Below are 15,052 nucleotides of genomic sequence, written 5' to 3' on the forward strand. Positions count from 1 at the left end.
GCTGCCGCTCGGCGACCGGCACCTTCATCTGGACGCCGACGCTAGACGGCGCTCTCCTCGGCTTCCAATGTCCGGCTGTCGAAGCGTGGCGGGACTTTCCTGGGCACGTGTACATGGTTCGCCGGGACGGCGCGGCCCTAGCTTCGGGCCCGTGAGACGAGTGGAGAGCGCACCGGGCAACCAGGGAGTGGGAGCGATGACGCTGAACATCACCCTGCAGAGCGAGGGCCTCGCGGGACGGTTCGAGGAGGTGGCCGGGCACTCCCGACTGCGCCGGGTCGGCAACCAGGTCGTCATCGGCGGGACGGCGGCCCTCCAGCCGGACGGGACCCTCTACTGCCCGCACGACGGCTACGAGCAGACGCTCTTCATCCTGAACAGGTTCGACCGGCTCCTGAAGGAGGCCGGCGCCTGCCTCGAGGACACCGTCCGCATCCGGGCGTTCTTCGCCGGCCCGGAGGTCGTCACGGAGTTCGGGCGGGCCCACAAGCAGGTCTTCGACGACATCCGCCCGTGCGTCACCGGCGTCATGGTGGGCCTCTGGGAGCCCGGCATGATGCTCGAGCTGGAGCTCGACGCCATCGTCGCGTGACCCGGCCGGCGCGTCGCGGCCCGGCGCGGGGTGCTCAGACGCCGGTGATGTGCTCGGGGCGGATCGGCACCCGCCGCAGCGGCTTCCCGCAGGCGTCGCGCACCGCGGCGGCCACCGCCGGCCCGGAGGAGATCGTCGGCGGCTCCCCCACCCCCCGGACGCCGTAGGGCGCGTGCGGGTCGGCGTACTCGAGCACCTCCACCCGCATCGGCGGCATGTCGAGGATCGTCGGCAGCAGGTAGTCGGTGAACGACGGGTTCCGCACGTGGCCGTCGGTCACCACGATCTCCTCCATCAGCGCCAGCCCCATGCCCTGCGCCGACCCGCCGTGGATCTGGCCGACGACGGCGTCGGGGTTGATCGCCTTCCCGACGTCCTGCGCGGTGTCGAGGGCGACCACCTTCACCAGCCCCAGCTCGACGTCGACGTCCACCACGGCGCGGTGGGCGGAGAAGGCGAACTGCACGTGCGCGTCGCCCTGGCCGGTCTCCGGGTCGACGGCGTGGGTCGGCCGGTGCCGCCACTCGACGGTCTCCTCCACCGCGTCGTCCCCGAGCACGTCGACGAGGCCGGCGAGCACCTCGCCGGAGGGCCCGACGACCTTCTCGCCGTCCAGCCGGAGCCCGGCGAGTGGCCGGTCCAGCGCGACCGCGGCGCGCTGGAGCACCGCCGTCCGCACCGCCTCGCAGGCGGCCTTGACCGCGCCGCCGGTCACGTAGGTCTGCCGGGACGCCGACGTGGAGCCGGCGGAGCCGACCGCGGTGTCGGCCGGCACGACGACCACCTGCTCCACGCCGAGCTCCGTCCGGCAGATCTGCTGCTGGACGGTGACCAGCCCCTGGCCCACCTCGGCGGCCGCGGTGTGCACGGTGGCCACCGCCTCCCCGCCGCTCACCTGCAGCCGCACCCGGGCGGTGGAGTAGTCGTCGAACCCCTCGGAGAAGCCGACGTTCTTGTAGGTGACGGCGTAGCCGATCCCACGCCGGACGCCCTCGCCGTGCGTGGTGTTGCCGACCGCCCCGGGCAGCGCGCGCAGGTCGGAGGTGTCCGCCGGCGGCGGCAGCGGCATGTCGGCCACCCGCTGGACCAGCTCGGCGACGGGCGCCGCGGAGTCGACGACCTGGCCGGTGATGGTCCGGTCGCCCTCCCGCATGCCGTTGAGCTGCCGGATCGCGACCCGGTCCAGCCCGACGGCGTCGGCGAGGGCGTCCATGAGCGCCTCGTGCGCGAAGGCCGCCTGCACGCAGCCGAACCCGCGCATCGCCCCGCACGGCGGGTTGTGGGTGAACACCCCGTAGGCGTCGACGGCCACCGACGGGAGGCGGTACGGCCCCAGCCCGAGCAGGCCGGCGTTGCCGACGACCGCCGCGGTCGAGGAGGCGTAGGCGCCGCCGTCGAGCAGCACGCGGGCCTTCGCGTAGACCAGGGTGCCGTCGCGCTCGGCGCCGAACTCGTAGGTCATCGTCGCCGGGTGCCGGTGCACGTGCCCGAAGAAGGACTCCTCGCGGCCGTAGCTCATCTTGACCGGGCGGCCGGTGCGCAGCGCCAGCAGGCAGGCGTGCACGTGCACCGAGAGGTCCTCCCGCCCGCCGAAGGCACCGCCGACCCCGGCGAGGGTGATCCGCACCTTCTCCGGCGGCAGTCCCAGCGCCAGGCACACCTGCCGCTGGTCCACGTGCAGCCACTGGGTGGCGACGAACAGGTCCACGCCGCCGTCCTCGGCCGGCACGGCCAGGCCGGACTCGGGGCCGAGGAACGCCTGGTCCTGCATGCCGACCTCGAAGTCGAGGGACACCACCACCGGCGCGGTCGGGTGCTGCTCACCCCGCCGCAGCCGCAGGTGCCGCACCAGGTTGCCGGTCGGGTGCACCTGCGGGGCGTCGTCGTCCAGGGCCCGGGCGGCGTCGGTGACGGCGGGCAGCACCTCGTAGTCGACGCGGATCCGCCGGGCCGCGCGGCGGGCGGTCTCGGGGTGGTCGGCGGCGACGAGCGCGACCGGTTCCCCCTCGTAGCGGACGACGTCGGCGGCGAGCACCGGCTGGTCGGCGTGCTCGAGGCCGAAGGCGTTCTCCCCGGGCACGTCGTCGGCGGTGAGGACGGCGGTCACCCCGGCGACGGCCAGCGCCTCGGAGACGTCGATCCGCCGGATGCGCGCGTGCGGGTGCGGGCTGCGCAGGGTGACGCCCCAGACCATGTCGTCGTGCCACAGGTCGCTGGCGTAGGCGAACTCGCCGGTGACCTTCAGCGTCCCGTCCGGGCGGAGCGGGCTGTCGCCGATCCGCCCGGCCGGCGGTGCCGTCGTCGTGGCGCGGGTGCCGGCCTCCGTGCTCACCGACGGGCCGGCGTGGCCACTCCGGCCCCTCACGGCAGCCTCGAGGCGGCGAGCCGGACGGCGTCGAGGATCTTCTCGTAGCCGGTGCAGCGGCACAGGTTGCCGGCCAGCGCCTCGCGGATCTCCGGGTCCGACGGCTGCGGCACCCGCGCCAGCAGGTCGTGCGCGGCCACCACCAGCCCTGGGGTGCAGAAGCCGCACTGCACCGCGCCGGTCTCGACGAAGGCCTCCTGCACCGGGTGCAACGCGCCGCCCTCGGCCAGGCCCTCGACGGTGGTCACCTCCCGGTCGATCGCCTGCCCGGCGGCGACCAGGCAGGCGCACACCGGCTCGCCGTCGAGGTAGACCGTGCACGACCCGCACTCGCCCTGCTCGCAGGCGTTCTTCGCGCCGGGCAGACCGAGCCGCTCGCGCAGGACGTAGAGCAGGCTCTCCCCCGGCCAGACGTCGTCGACGTCGTGCCGGGTGCCGTTGACCGTGGTGGTGACGCGCATCAGGCCGCCTCTCTCAACTCGTCCCAGGCCCAGCCGGCGGCGCGCTGGGCCATGACCGCCAGGGAGTGCCGACGGTAGGCCGCGGTCCCCCGGACGTCGTCGATCGGCGACGCCGCCGCGGCGACCCGCCGCCCGAACTCCGCGGCCAGCCCGTCGGCCAAGGGGCGACGCGACTCCCAGTCCAGCTCACCGGCGAGGAAGTCCTCGGCGTCGGGCGCCCGCCGAGGGGTGGGCGCGGCCGAGCCGATGCCGGTGCCCACGGCCCGCCGGTCCGGGTGCAGCGCGAGGGCGAACGCCGACACCGCGATGACCATGGCGTTGCGGGTGCCCACCTTGCAGAACTGCTGCGGCCCCGCCGCCGACGGCACCCGGACCGCGGCGATCAGCTCGTCGGGCTCGAGGGCGTTGCGCTTGACGCCGGTGAAGAACTCGGCGACCGGGATCCGCCGCACCCCGCGGGCCGCCGAGGCCACCTCGACCTCCGCGCCGGCGGCCAGCAGCGGGGGGTGCGCGTCGCCGGCCGGGGACGCCGACCCGAGGTTGCCCCCGACGGTGCCGCGCACCCGGATCTGCGGCGAGCCCACGGTGCGGGCGGCCATCGCCAGGCCGGGCAGCCGCGGCGCGAGCTCGTCGATCACCCGCGCGTACGGGACGCCGGCACCGAGGCGGACGACGTCGCCGTCCGTCGTCCACTCCCGCAGCTCGGGCACGCGGGTGAGGTCGAGCAGCGCGGCCGGACGGCGCCGGTCGAAGTTGAGGTCGACCATGACGTCGGTGCCGCCGGCGAGGGGCAGCGCGTCGGGACGCGCGGCCCGCGCCGCCAGGGCGTCCGCCCACGTCGTCGGCTGCAGGAAGTCCATGGCGGGACGATGCCAGCCCCGGCCCTCGCGCAGAAGGTGGACGCGCCCGTCAGGAGTCGCTCGGCCCCATGGACGCCGACACCTCGCGCGGGGTGTCCCGCGGCTCCTTGAGCTCGACGAAGAACGAGTGGGACGGCGTGCTGCCGATGTTCTCCCCGGCGTGCTCCTGGGCGCCGACCCAGCGGGCGGTGCCGGCGGTGAGCTGGACGTCCACCTCCCGCCCGCCGCCGTACAGCCGCCGGGAGAACGAGCTCACCGTGATCATGACGCTGTCGGGGTGCCGGTGCGGCTTGGTCCGGTACCCCGGCTCGTCGGTGTACTCGAGCACCCGGACGCGCTCGTTCTCGAAGACGACCCGGTACGCACCCGGGTCGGTGACGGTCGGGTCGTCGTCCATGGCCGCAACGTAGCCCCGCCGGGGGTGTCCCGACAGGGCAGGCGGGGGTTGCTCAGCGGGTGCGCTCGGCCACCAGCCGGGCGGTGACCGCGCGGATGCGGTCCACCCGGCGGGAGAGCACCCGGTCGAGCACCCGGTCCACGGGCGGCACCTCTCCGAGCCGGGCCAGGCCCATCCACCGGGGGACGGCGACCGTCCGGGACCACGGCGAGGTCAGGCAGCGGGCCACCTGCGCGGCGACCCGGTCGGCGTCGATCCCCGGGGAGAGCCGGCCGGGCGCCTCGGCGTCCGAGGCCGGCGGGGCGCCGTGCCCGCGGGCGAGCCACTCGGTCGACACCGGGCCGGGGTTGACCGTGTGCACCCGCACGCCGCGGGCGGTGACCTCCCGCCGCAGGCCCTTGACGAAGCCGTGCACCCCCGCCTTCGTCGCCGAGTACACCGTCAGCGGCGGCACCTGCGACCAGGCGGCGGCCGAGGCGATCGTGACGACGTCGGCCCGCCCGCGGTCGCGGGCCGCCGACAGCAGGTGCGGCAGCGCGAGCCGGGTCAGCTCGACCACCCCGGTCAGGTTGGCCGCCACCAGCCCCTCGACGACCTCGCCGGGCATGTCCTCCACCAGCCCGGCCCAGCCCAGCCCGGCGTTGAGGACGATGCCGTCGATCCGGCCGTGCGTGTCGAGGACCCCGTCGACCAGTCGCGCCCGGTCCGCGGCGTCGGCGACGTCGGCCACCACCCCGGTGACGCCGGGCAGCCCGGACAGCGCCTCGGCCAGCCGGTCGCTCCCCCGCGCGCAGGTGACCACCCGCGCCCCGGCGCGGGCCAGCCGGCCCACCGTGCTGCGGCCGATGCCGGCGCTGCCGCCGGTGACGAGGACGACGCGGTCGTGGACGGGAGCCATGGCATCCGTCCTACCCGCGGGTGACCTCGATCGCCCGCGCGCATGGAACAGCAGGTGGTGGGCATGGCCTCCTCATGCAGTTGCCCGAGCCCCGGGGGCCCCTCACCCACGCCCTCTGCGCCGACCTCGCCCGCGGCGCGCTGTCCGACGGCACGGTGGCCCTCGCCTCCCGGACGGTGGATGCCTCGCCCGACCCCCTCGCCGACGAGGACGTCCAGCTGGCGCTGGCGATCTGCTACGAGCTGCACTACCGCGGGTTCGACGGCGTCGACGACGCGTGGGAGTGGGACCCGGCGCTGCTGGGGCTGCGGGCGGCGCTGGAGCGCCGGCACACCGCGGCGCTGCGGGCACTGGTCGGCGGCCTCGAGGTCACCGACGAGCCGGTGGACCGGCAGCTGGGCGCGCTGATCGACGCCGACGACGGCCCGTCGCTGTCGTCCTACCTGTCGCGGTCGGGCACCCTGCAGCAGTGGCGGGAGTACCTGGCCCTGCGCTCGGTCTACCACCTCAAGGAAGGAGACCCGCACACCTTCGCCATCCCGCGGCTGTCCGGCCGGGCCAAGGCGGCCATGGTCGAGATCCAGGCCGACGAGTACGGCGGCGGAACCCCGGAGCGGATGCACAGCGAGCTGTTCGCGGGTCTGATGCGCGACCTCGGCCTGGACGCCACCTACGGCGCGCTCTGGGACGACGCGCCGGCCTGCGCGTTCGCGTCGGTCAACACCATGTCCCTGTTCGGGTTGCACCGGCGCTGGCGGGCCGCGGCGCTGGGGCACCTCACCGCCGTGGAGATGACCTCCTCCGAGCCCTCCCGCCGCTACTCGGCGGGACTGCGCCGGCTGGGCTTCGACGGGACGACCCGCGTCTTCTACGACGAGCACGTGGAGGCCGACGCCGTCCACGAGCAGATCGCGTCGGTCGACATGTGCGGCTCGCTGGTCGCCGAGGAGCCGGAGCTGACCGGCGACGTCCTGTTCGGCGCGGCCTGCTCCCTCGCCCTGGACGGGCTGACCGCCCGGCACCTGCTCGGCGCCTGGGAGGTCGGCCGCTCCGGCCTGCGCGGGGAGCGCCGGCCGGCCGCCTGACCCGGCGCTCGGCAGCGGCTCGGCTGCACATCGGTTGTGCGCTGCCGATGGTGTCCGGGACAGCTGTCTCGTCCCGGCCCCTCGGAGGACCCAGCCCATGTGGCGGCGCACCGACTCCCCTGACCCCACCTCCGCGCCGGCCCTCGCCGACATGCCTCGGGACGTCGAGGCCCTCGAGCGGGTGCTCGCGGTCCTCGACCAGGGCGTCACCAGCGAGCAGGACGCCCACGTCAAGGTGCTGACCGCGCTCGTCGAGGCGCTCGACATGACCTACGGTGCGGTCTGGCTGCCCACCGGCGACGGTCGCTTCCGGCTGCAGGCGCAGATGGGCGACCTGTCGCGGGCGATGTCGGCGCGCTGGCCGGCGGACGGCATGATGACCGACGGCTTCGGCGGGCAGGCGGTGCGGGAGAAGCGCGCGGTGCTCTGCGACAGCGCGAGCGACGCCGGCCGGTGCCTGCGCTGGGCCACCGCCGCCGCGGCCGGCGCGCAGCAGGGCTGCTTCCTCCCCGTCGTCGAGGACGGCCGGGTGGTCGCCGTCCAGGAGTACTACACGCGCGGCAGCCTGCCGTTCTTCGGCGGGCGGGCGGAGAAGTGGAAGGCCATCTCCCGCGTGGCCGCGCACGCCCGCCGGCAGGCGCTGTCGGCCGCGCTGCTCAAGGAGACCCTCGACGACCGCGAGGCGGTGACCGTCGTCGTCAGCAAGGTCGGCGAGGCGCGCGACGAGGCCTCGGCGCTGCGGACGGCGCTGGAGACGGTGCGGACCGCCTTCGGGTGGGCGTACGGCTCGTTCTGGGCCCTGGACGACGACGCCCAGGTGCTGCGGTTCGCCGTCGAGTCCGGCTCGGCCGGCGAGGAGTTCCGCAAGGTCACCCTGAGCGCCAGCTTCGCCGAGGGCGTCGGCCTGTCGGGCCGGGCCTGGCGGGCCCGCGACCTGGTCTTCGTCCGGGACCTCGCCGAGGTCACCGACTGCGTCCGCGCCCCCGCCGCGCAGCGCGCCGGCGTCCGCTCGGGTGTCTGCTTCCCGGTCACGGCGGAGGGCCGCGTCATCGGGACGATGGACTTCTTCACGACCGAGACGATCGAACTGTCGGAGTCCCGCGCCTCGGCGCTGCGGAACGTGCAGCAGCTGCTCTCCCAGCGCCTGGACATCCTGCGCCGCGCCGAGGCCGACGCGGCCAACTCCCGGGCGCTGCTGGAGACCGTCGCCCGGCTGCGCGACGCCGCCGCGGACGCCGGCCGGGTGGCCGAGAGCGCCGTCGGCAAGGCCTCGTCGATGACCGCGGAGGTGGAGGCCCTGGGCCGCGCCTCGGCGTCGGTCAGCGACGTCATCCGGATCATCTCCTCGATCGCCGACCAGACCAACCTGCTGGCCCTGAACGCGACCATCGAGGCCGCCCGCGCCGGGGAGCTCGGCCGCGGGTTCGCGGTCGTCGCCGGGGAGGTGAAGGACCTCGCCCGGGAGACCGCGTCGGCCACCCAGCGGGTCGCCACCCAGATCACCGGCATCCAGTCCAGCACCAGCTCGGTGTCGGCCGGGATCCACGCGACCAGCGAAGTGATCGGTCAGCTCGACGCCGTCCAGACGCGGATCGGCGAGGTGCTGGAGGAGCAGGAGCGGATGGCGAAGGCCTTCGAGGGCCGCTAGACCCCCTGCAGGGTCTCGCCGCGAGCCTGCTCGCGGTGAGGGCAGGGGGTCCCTCTACTGCCCCGGCCGGCCGTCGCGCACGATGCGGGCGGCCGGCCGGGGGCGGCTCGGCGCGCTCGGCGCCGAGAACCCGGCCCGCTTGTGCGTGCCATCGCAGAACGGCTTGATCCCCGACCGCCCGCACCGGCACAGCGCCACGGTGTCCCGGCCGGGGTCGATCTCCGCGCCGTCCTGGTCGAGCAGCCGGAAGTCGCCGCGGACGATCAGCGGACCGTCGCGGTAGGGGGTGATCGTCGCGCCGCCGTCCCCGCTGGGGGCCGCCGCCGCGTCGTCGTCGTGCGGCTCGGTCCGAGGGGACAGGTGTCGCGTCACGCTCCTCCCCTGCCCCGGCCGGCCGCCGGGCACACGCGGCGGCCCCGAACGGGTGGTCAGCGCCGCGGCTCGCGCGCAGTCACCTCGCGGCCGGCGGGCTCGCGCGGCGTGGGGGTGTCGGCGGGCAGCTCCGCGCCCGTCCGGTCGACCGGCGCCGCTCCGGTGGTCAGGGCCTCCTCCGGCACGAGCGGCACGGTGAGGGCCCGGGCGACGAGCACCGCCACGGCGGCGCCGACCAGAGGGGCGACGAGGAACAGCCACACGTGGGCCAGCGGCTCGCCTCCCGCGAACAGCGCCGGTCCGAGCGAGCGCGCCGGGTTCACCGACGTGCCGGTGAGCGGGATGCCGAACAGGTGGACGGCGGCCAGCGTCAGCCCGATGGCCAGACCGGCGAACCCCGGTGCGGCCGCCTTCGCGGTGACCAGCAGGATCACGAACACCAGCACCAGGGTCAGCAGCGCCTCGAGCAGGAACGCCCCGCCCATGCTGATCGCCGAGCCCCAGTCGTTGCTGCCCAGCGTGCCGGTCTGGTCGGTGACTCCCCCGAAGGAGCTGACCATGAGCTGCAGCAGCGCCGCGCCGGCGATGCCTCCGGCGAACTGCGCGACCCAGTAGCCGACCGCCTCCGGCAGCGTCATCCCGCGGGAGAGCAGGACGCCCAGGGTGACCGCCGGGTTGATGTGGCAGCCGGAGACCGGGCCGATCGCGTAGGCGAGCGCGAGGAGCACCAGGCCGAAGGCCAGCGCGACACCCAGCGGCCCGAGCTGGTCGATGCCCGCGACGGCGGAGCCGACCGCCAGGAAGACCAGTAGCGCGGTGCCGAGGAACTCCGCGACCAGGGAGCGGGACAGGGTGGCGGACACGGGCACTCCTCCGCACGGCCGCAACCGCTCCCCCGAGCCGCTGTCCACGGCTGCGGTACGGACGGCGCCGAGGCTGCTCCGGGGGCGGCGCGACACGCCAGGGACCTTCGTCCGCTCAGCCGCCGCCCGGCTGCCCGTAGAAGACCTGCTCGACGACCCACCGGGCCTGCCGGGTGGTCCGGCCGTACTCGTCGAGGAACCGGCCGGGGTCGGTGTCGGGCCCGTAGCCGCTCGCACGGGCCACGCCGGCCAGCTCGGTCCCCGGCCGGGGCAGCTGGTCGCTGGGGCGGCCGCGGACGAGGAAGACGGCGTTGCGCGCGCGGGTGGCCAGCTGCCATGCCGTCCGCAGGGCGTCGGCCTGCTCGGCGTCGAGCAGCCCGGCCTCGTGCAGGGCGTCGAGGCCGGCTCCCGTCGAGGTCACCCGCAGCGCCGGCACCGCGGCGGCGTGCTGCAGCTGCAGCAGCTGGACGGTCCACTCGACATCGGCCAGCCCGCCGCGGCCGAGCTTGGTGTGAGTGGTCGGGTCGGCGCCGCGGGGCAGTCGCTCCCGCTCCACCCGGGCCTTGATCCGGCGGATCTCGGCGACCTGCTCGGCGCTGAGCCCCTCGTCCGGGTACCGGATGGGGTCGACCAGCTCGATGAACGCCCGTCCGAGGGCCTCGTCCCCGGCGACCGGGACCGCCCGCAGCAGCGCCTGCACCTCCCACACCGACATCCAGCGCTCGTAGTACTCGCGGTAGGAGTCCAGGCTGCGCACCAGCGCGCCCTGCCGGCCCTCGGGCCGCAGGTCGGCGTCCACCTCGAACGCCGGGTCGGGGGCCGGCTCGCCGAGCAGCCGGCGCAGCGTGTGCGCGATCGCGTTCGCCGCCGCGGTCGCCTTCCCCTCCTCGGCCCCCGCCCGCGGCCGGTGCACGAACAGCACGTCGGCGTCCGAGCCGTAGCCCATCTCGCCGCCGCCGAGCCGCCCCATGCCGATGACGGTGACGTCGGTGGGGAGCGCGGCCGGCTCGATCCCCGCCTCCGCGGCGTGCGCCCGGACGGCGGCGTCCAGCCCCACCTGCAGGGTGGCGACGGCGATGTCGGTGAGCGCCCGCCCGACCTGGTCGACGTCGAGCAGGCCGAGCAGGTCGGCCGCGGCGACGCGCAGCAGCTCGTGCCGGCGCAGGCCGCGCAGCACCCGGACGCCGTCCTGCGGGTCGGCGGCCCGCGCCGAGGCCTGCCGCCAGGCACCGGCCAGCGCGGCCGCGCTGCGCGGCTCCAGCTCGGCGTCGTCGGCGAGGATGCGCAGCGCCTCGGGCGTGCGGGTGAGCAGCGCGGCGATGTACTGGCTGGACCCGAGCAGCTGGGCCAGCCGCTCGGCGACCTGCCCCTCGTCGCGGAGCAGTCGCAGGTACCACTGGTTGCCGCCGAGCGCCTCGCTGACCGTGCGGTAGGCCAGCAGCCCGGCGTCGGGGTCGGCGCAGTCGGCGAGGGTCTGCAGCACCACCGGCAGGAGGTACTTCTGCATCGACGCCGAGCGGGAGACGCCGCCGGTGAGCGCACCCATGTGCCGCAGCGCGCCGTCGGGGTCGGCGAAGCCCAGGGCGCGCAGCCAGTCGCCGGCCGCCTTCGAGCCCAGCTGCGCGGCCTCCCCGGGCACCCGGGCCACCGCCGACAGCAGCGGCCGGTAGAAGAGCTTCTCGTGCAGCCGGCGCACCTCGCGGGTGTGCAGGTTCAGCTCGGCGTCCAGGACATCGACGGCCTCGCCCCGGTGGTCGGGCTTGTAGCCCAGCGAGCGGGCCAGCCAGCGCAGCTGCTGCTCGTCGGTGGGCAGCAGGTGGGTGCGCCGCAGCCGCAGCAGCTGCAGCCGGTGCTCCACGGTGCGCAGGAACCGGTAGGAGGCGATGAGCGTGGCGGCGTCGTCCCGGCCGATGTAGCCGCCGGCCGACAGCGCCATGAGGGCCGGCACGGTGCCCCCCACCCGCAGCGAGTGGTCCACCCGGCCGTGCACGAGCTGCAGCAGCTGGACGGCGAACTCGACGTCGCGCAGGCCGCCGCGGCCGAGCTTGAGCTCCCGCTCGGCCTGGGCGGGCGGGATGTTGTCCAGCACCCGGCGGCGCATCGCCTGCACCTCGGCGACGAACCCCGGGCGGTCGCCGGCCTTCCAGACCAGCGGCCAGAGCTCCTCGACGTACGCGCGCCCCAGGTCGGGGTCCCCGGCGACCGGGCGCATCTTCAGCAGCGCCTGGAACTCCCAGGTGCTCGCCCACTGCCGGTAGTAGGCGGCGTGCCCGGCCACGGTGCGCACCAGCGCGCCGGCCTTGCCCTCGGGTCGCAGCGCGGCGTCGACCTCCCAGGCCGCCTCCCGGCAGATCCGCATGAGCGCGGCGGCGACCCGGGTGGCGCTCTTGACCGCGGGCGCCTCCGCCTCGGTCGGGTCCACCGGCTCGGCCACGAAGACGACGTCGACGTCGCTGACGTAGTTGAGCTCGCGGCCGCCGGTCTTGCCCAGCGCGATGACCGCCAGCCGGCAGGCCGCGGCGTCGGCCGGCTGCTCGGCGACGGCCAGCGCCAGCCCGGCGGTGAGGACGGCGGCGGCGACGTCGGCCAGCTCGGCGGCGACGTCGTCGGCGGGCCGGCTCTCGCCCAGGTCGCGGCCGGCGAGGGAGAGGATCGCCCGGCGGTAGGCCAGCCGCAGGGCGCCCACCCGCTGCGGGCTCGCGTCGGGGGCGGCCTTGCCCAGGCGCACGCCCCACGGCGGGTCGTCGGGATCGGCGCCGACGGCGATGAGCATCTGCCGCTCCAGCGACTGCGCGGTGGGCCGCGTGGGCCCGCGGGTGTCGCCCTCGCCGTCCAGGACGGTCCAGTCACCGGGGTGGGCGGCGAGGTGGTCGGCCAGGCCCGAGCTGGCGCCGAGGACGGCGAGCAGCCGGGCCCGCAGCAGCGCCGATCCGCGCAGCCGGGCCAGCAGCGTGGCGGCCGACCCGCCGGTCGGGTCGTCGCGGTCGAGGGACTCGACCAGCCGGCGCAGCGAGCGCACCGCCAGGTCGGGGTCGCCGGTGCGGGCCAGCGCGGAGACGACCGGCCCCGCCTCGGGGTCGGCCGGCTCGTTGCGGTCGAGGTCCCACAGCCCCATCTGCGGCTCGGACAGCAGCCGGGCGGCCCGCTCGCCGTCGTGGAAGCCGAACCGCACCAGCCGGACCACCGCCCGGCGGGGGATCTCCGTCGCGTCGCTCGTCGTCACGCCGGTCAGGCCGCCGCTCGGGCGCGGCTGCGCACCAGGTCGGCGAAGCGGGCGGCGAACGGCGCCCACACCTCCTCGAGGTCCGGGTGGACCGCGGCCGCGCGGGCGCAGATCGTCTCCCGGTCGAACGGGCTGGCGGCCACACCCACGGTGTCCCGCTCGGCCCACTCCTCGACGATCTCCGGCGTCGTCTCGATGTGGAACTGCAGGCCGTAGACGTGCTGACCCACCCTGAAGGCCTGGTGCGCGTACATCGGGCTGCTCGCCAGCAGGGTGGCGCCGGTCGGCAGCTCGGCGATCTCGTCGTGGTGGAACTGGATCACGTCGGGGCTCAGCGGCAGCGGGCGGAACAGCGGGTCACGGTCCGCGGCGTCGCGCTTGGCGACCAGCAGTGCGCCGACCTCCGGGCCGTCGATCCCCTTCCGCACCCGGCCGCCGCCGACCTCGGCGAGCAGCTGGGCGCCGAGGCAGACCGCCAGGGTGGGGACGTCGTCGCGCAGCGCATCGGCGAGCAGCCGGCGCACCCCGGCCAGCTCCGGGCTGGTCTGCTCGTCGTCCATCGCCGACTGCGGGCCGCCGAGGACGAGCACCCCGTCGAACCCGTCGAGCGTCGCCGGGAGGTCGTCGCCGTCGCCGAGGTGCCGCTCGTCGAGGTCCAGCCCGGCCTGGGCCAGCCACTCCCCGAGGCGGGCCGGCGGATCGGTCTCGTGGGGGACGACGACGAGCAGGCGGGCCACCCGACGAGCGTAGTTGTCGCCGTCCTGCGGCCCCTCCTCCTCCCGTCGGTTTCCGCGGAAACCGACGGGAGGAGCGCCGACGATTTCCGCGGAGACCGACGGGGCGCCGGGCGCTACAGGCCGGGGAGGTAGCGGGTCAGCTCCCACGGGGTGACGTTCTGCCGGTAGGCGTTGAACTCCGCCCACTTGTTCCGCAGGAAGAACTGGAACACGTGCTCGCCGAGCGTCTCGGCGACCAGCTCGCTGCTCTGCATCGCGGTGAGCGCCTCGCCGAGGGAGACCGGGAGGTCCTCGTAGCCGGCGGCCCGCCGCTCGGTGTCGGTCAGCGACCAGACGTCGTCCTCCGCCTCCGGCGGCAGCTCGTAGCCCTTCTCGATGCCGCGCAGTCCGGCGGAGAGCAGGACGGCGAAGGTCAGGTACGGGTTGCACGCGGAGTCCGGCGAGCGCACCTCGACCCGCGCGGACTGCGCCTTGCTCGGCTTGTACGAGGGCAGCCGCACGAGCGCCGAGCGGTTGGCCCGGCCCCAGGTGGCCGCCGTCGGGGCCTCGGTGCCGGCCAGCAGCCGCCGGTAGGAGTTCACCGTCTGGTTGGTGACGGCGGTGAACTCCTTGGCGTGGACCAGGAGGCCCGCGATGAACTGCCGGGCGGTCGCCGACAGCTTCATCGGGTCGGCCGGGTCGTGGAAGGCGTTGCGGTCGCCCTCGAACAGCGACAGGTGCGTGTGCATCGCCGAGCCGGCCAGGTCGGTGAACGGCTTGGGCATGAAGGTGGCGTGCACGCCCTGGGCCAGCGCCACCTCCCGGACGATGTGCCGCAGCGTCATGATGTTGTCGGCCATCGACAGCGCGTCGGCGTAGCGCAGGTCGATCTCCTGCTGGCCGGGGGCGACCTCGTGGTGGCTGAACTCCACCGAGATGCCCATGGCCTCCAGCGCGAAGACCGCCTCGCGCCGGAAGTCGTGCGCGACGTCGTGCGTGGACAGGTCGAAGTAGCCGCCCGTGTCGGCCGGCTCGGGGACGCTGCCGTCGGTCGGCAGGTTCTTCAGCAGGAAGAACTCGACCTCGGGGTGGGTGTAGAAGGTGAAGCCCATGTCGGCGGCCCTCGACAGCGTCCGGCGAAGCACGTGCCGGGGGTCGGCCCACGACGGCGACCCGTCGGGCAGCGTGAGGTCGCAGAACATCCGCGCGGTGTCGCTGGACCGCCCCTCAGCGGCGGGCATCACCTGGAAGGTGGCGGGGTCCGGCTTGGCCAGCATGTCCGACTCGTACACGCGGGCGAAGCCCTCGATCGCCGACCCGTCGAAGCCGATGCCCTCGGCGAAGGCGGCCTCGATCTCGGCCGGCGCGACGGCCACCGCCTTCAGGTAGCCGGAGACGTCGGTGAACCACAGCCGCACGAAGCGGATGTCGCGCTCTTCGAGGGTGCGCAGGACGAACTCCTGCTGTCGGTCCATGCTCGGCATGATCGCGTCCAGTCGTTTCCGGGGTGTGACGTCGTCCCCAGCCTGCCCGCTCGGGACGACCGGCACACGGGGGGCCTGCCCGGATTCG

General features: G+C 75.3%; 13 protein-coding genes. 3 read left to right on the top strand and 10 right to left on the bottom strand.

Annotation, left to right across the window (positions count from 1 at the left end; translation table 11 throughout):
- Window positions 1-151 precede the first annotated feature (151 nt).
- Complete coding sequence (locus tag MY520_RS04175) at window positions 152-592, top strand: Rid family hydrolase (RefSeq protein WP_436690388.1); 441 nt, start codon at window positions 152-154, stop codon at window positions 590-592.
- Between the two features lie 34 nt (window positions 593-626).
- Here the strand turns inward: MY520_RS04175 and pucD are convergent, their stop codons facing one another.
- Genes pucD through MY520_RS04200 form a run of 5 tightly spaced genes read right to left on the bottom strand, consistent with a single transcriptional unit; the run spans window position 627 to window position 5,573 of the window.
- Complete coding sequence (gene pucD / locus MY520_RS04180) at window positions 627-2,924, bottom strand: xanthine dehydrogenase subunit D (RefSeq protein WP_436690390.1); 2,298 nt, start codon at window positions 2,922-2,924, stop codon at window positions 627-629.
- Window positions 2,925-2,953: 29 nt separating this feature from the next.
- Window positions 2,954-3,418 carry a (2Fe-2S)-binding protein gene (locus MY520_RS04185; RefSeq protein WP_436690392.1) on the bottom strand — a complete coding sequence of 155 codons (465 nt, stop codon included), beginning with the start codon at window positions 3,416-3,418 and terminating at the stop codon, window positions 2,954-2,956.
- Window positions 3,418-4,278 carry an FAD binding domain-containing protein gene (locus tag MY520_RS04190; RefSeq protein ID WP_436690394.1) on the bottom strand — a complete coding sequence of 287 codons (861 nt, stop codon included), beginning with the start codon at window positions 4,276-4,278 and terminating at the stop codon, window positions 3,418-3,420. The genes MY520_RS04185 and MY520_RS04190 overlap by 1 nt, the downstream gene beginning before the upstream one ends.
- Window positions 4,279-4,327: 49 nt before the next feature.
- Window positions 4,328-4,675 carry a cupin domain-containing protein gene (locus MY520_RS04195; protein ID WP_436690396.1) on the bottom strand — a complete coding sequence of 116 codons (348 nt, stop codon included), beginning with the start codon at window positions 4,673-4,675 and terminating at the stop codon, window positions 4,328-4,330.
- 52 nt (window positions 4,676-4,727) lie between these two features.
- Window positions 4,728-5,573: an SDR family oxidoreductase gene (locus MY520_RS04200; protein WP_436690398.1), complete on the bottom strand. Its 846-nt coding sequence runs from the start codon at window positions 5,571-5,573 to the stop codon at window positions 4,728-4,730.
- Window positions 5,574-5,647: 74 nt separating this feature from the next.
- Between MY520_RS04200 and MY520_RS04205 the strand changes: the two genes are divergently transcribed.
- Window positions 5,648-6,658: an iron-containing redox enzyme family protein gene (locus tag MY520_RS04205; RefSeq protein WP_436690400.1), complete on the top strand. Its 1,011-nt coding sequence runs from the start codon at window positions 5,648-5,650 to the stop codon at window positions 6,656-6,658.
- Between the two features lie 97 nt (window positions 6,659-6,755).
- Window positions 6,756-8,306: a methyl-accepting chemotaxis protein gene (locus MY520_RS04210; protein ID WP_436690402.1), complete on the top strand. Its 1,551-nt coding sequence runs from the start codon at window positions 6,756-6,758 to the stop codon at window positions 8,304-8,306.
- 54 nt (window positions 8,307-8,360) lie between these two features.
- Here MY520_RS04210 and MY520_RS04215 read toward each other — a convergent pair whose 3' ends face one another.
- The 5 genes from MY520_RS04215 to glnA all read right to left on the bottom strand — a co-directional run bounded on the left by MY520_RS04215 (window position 8,361) and on the right by glnA (window position 14,955).
- Window positions 8,361-8,678, bottom strand: a complete 318-nt coding sequence (locus tag MY520_RS04215) for a CDGSH iron-sulfur domain-containing protein (protein ID WP_436690404.1) — start codon at window positions 8,676-8,678, stop codon at window positions 8,361-8,363.
- A 56-nt stretch (window positions 8,679-8,734) separates the two neighbouring features.
- Entirely contained in the window at window positions 8,735-9,541 is an 807-nt protein-coding gene (locus MY520_RS04220; RefSeq protein ID WP_436690406.1) for an aquaporin, read from the bottom strand.
- Window positions 9,542-9,656: 115 nt separating this feature from the next.
- A complete protein-coding gene (locus tag MY520_RS04225) occupies window positions 9,657-12,764 on the bottom strand; it encodes a bifunctional [glutamine synthetase] adenylyltransferase/[glutamine synthetase]-adenylyl-L-tyrosine phosphorylase (protein WP_436690408.1) in 3,108 nt (1,035 codons plus the stop codon).
- Between the two features lie 5 nt (window positions 12,765-12,769).
- Window positions 12,770-13,501, bottom strand: a complete 732-nt coding sequence (locus MY520_RS04230; protein WP_436690410.1) for a type 1 glutamine amidotransferase — start codon at window positions 13,499-13,501, stop codon at window positions 12,770-12,772.
- A gap of 113 nt (window positions 13,502-13,614) precedes the next feature.
- On the bottom strand, window positions 13,615-14,955 hold the full coding sequence (gene glnA, locus MY520_RS04235) for a type I glutamate--ammonia ligase (RefSeq protein ID WP_436690412.1): 1,341 nt from the start codon (window positions 14,953-14,955) through the stop codon (window positions 13,615-13,617).
- Between the last annotated feature and the right edge of the window lie 97 nt (window positions 14,956-15,052).

It is taken from the genome of Geodermatophilus sp. CPCC 205506 (genome assembly GCF_051383635.1).
In the GTDB taxonomy this organism is placed as follows: Bacteria; Actinomycetota; Actinomycetes; order Mycobacteriales; family Geodermatophilaceae; genus Geodermatophilus.

Coding starts and splice junctions, on each gene's coding strand:
- MY520_RS04185 (WP_436690392.1), bottom strand. CDS start 3,418: ATGCGCGTCACCACCACGGTCAACGGCACCCGGCACGACGTCGACGAC.
- MY520_RS04190 (WP_436690394.1), bottom strand. CDS start 4,278: ATGGACTTCCTGCAGCCGACGACGTGGGCGGACGCCCTGGCGGCGCGG.
- MY520_RS04195 (WP_436690396.1), bottom strand. CDS start 4,675: ATGGACGACGACCCGACCGTCACCGACCCGGGTGCGTACCGGGTCGTC.
- MY520_RS04200 (WP_436690398.1), bottom strand. CDS start 5,573: ATGGCTCCCGTCCACGACCGCGTCGTCCTCGTCACCGGCGGCAGCGCC.
- MY520_RS04205 (WP_436690400.1), top strand. CDS start 5,648: ATGCAGTTGCCCGAGCCCCGGGGGCCCCTCACCCACGCCCTCTGCGCC.
- MY520_RS04210 (WP_436690402.1), top strand. CDS start 6,756: ATGTGGCGGCGCACCGACTCCCCTGACCCCACCTCCGCGCCGGCCCTC.
- glnA (WP_436690412.1), bottom strand. CDS start 14,955: ATGGACCGACAGCAGGAGTTCGTCCTGCGCACCCTCGAAGAGCGCGAC.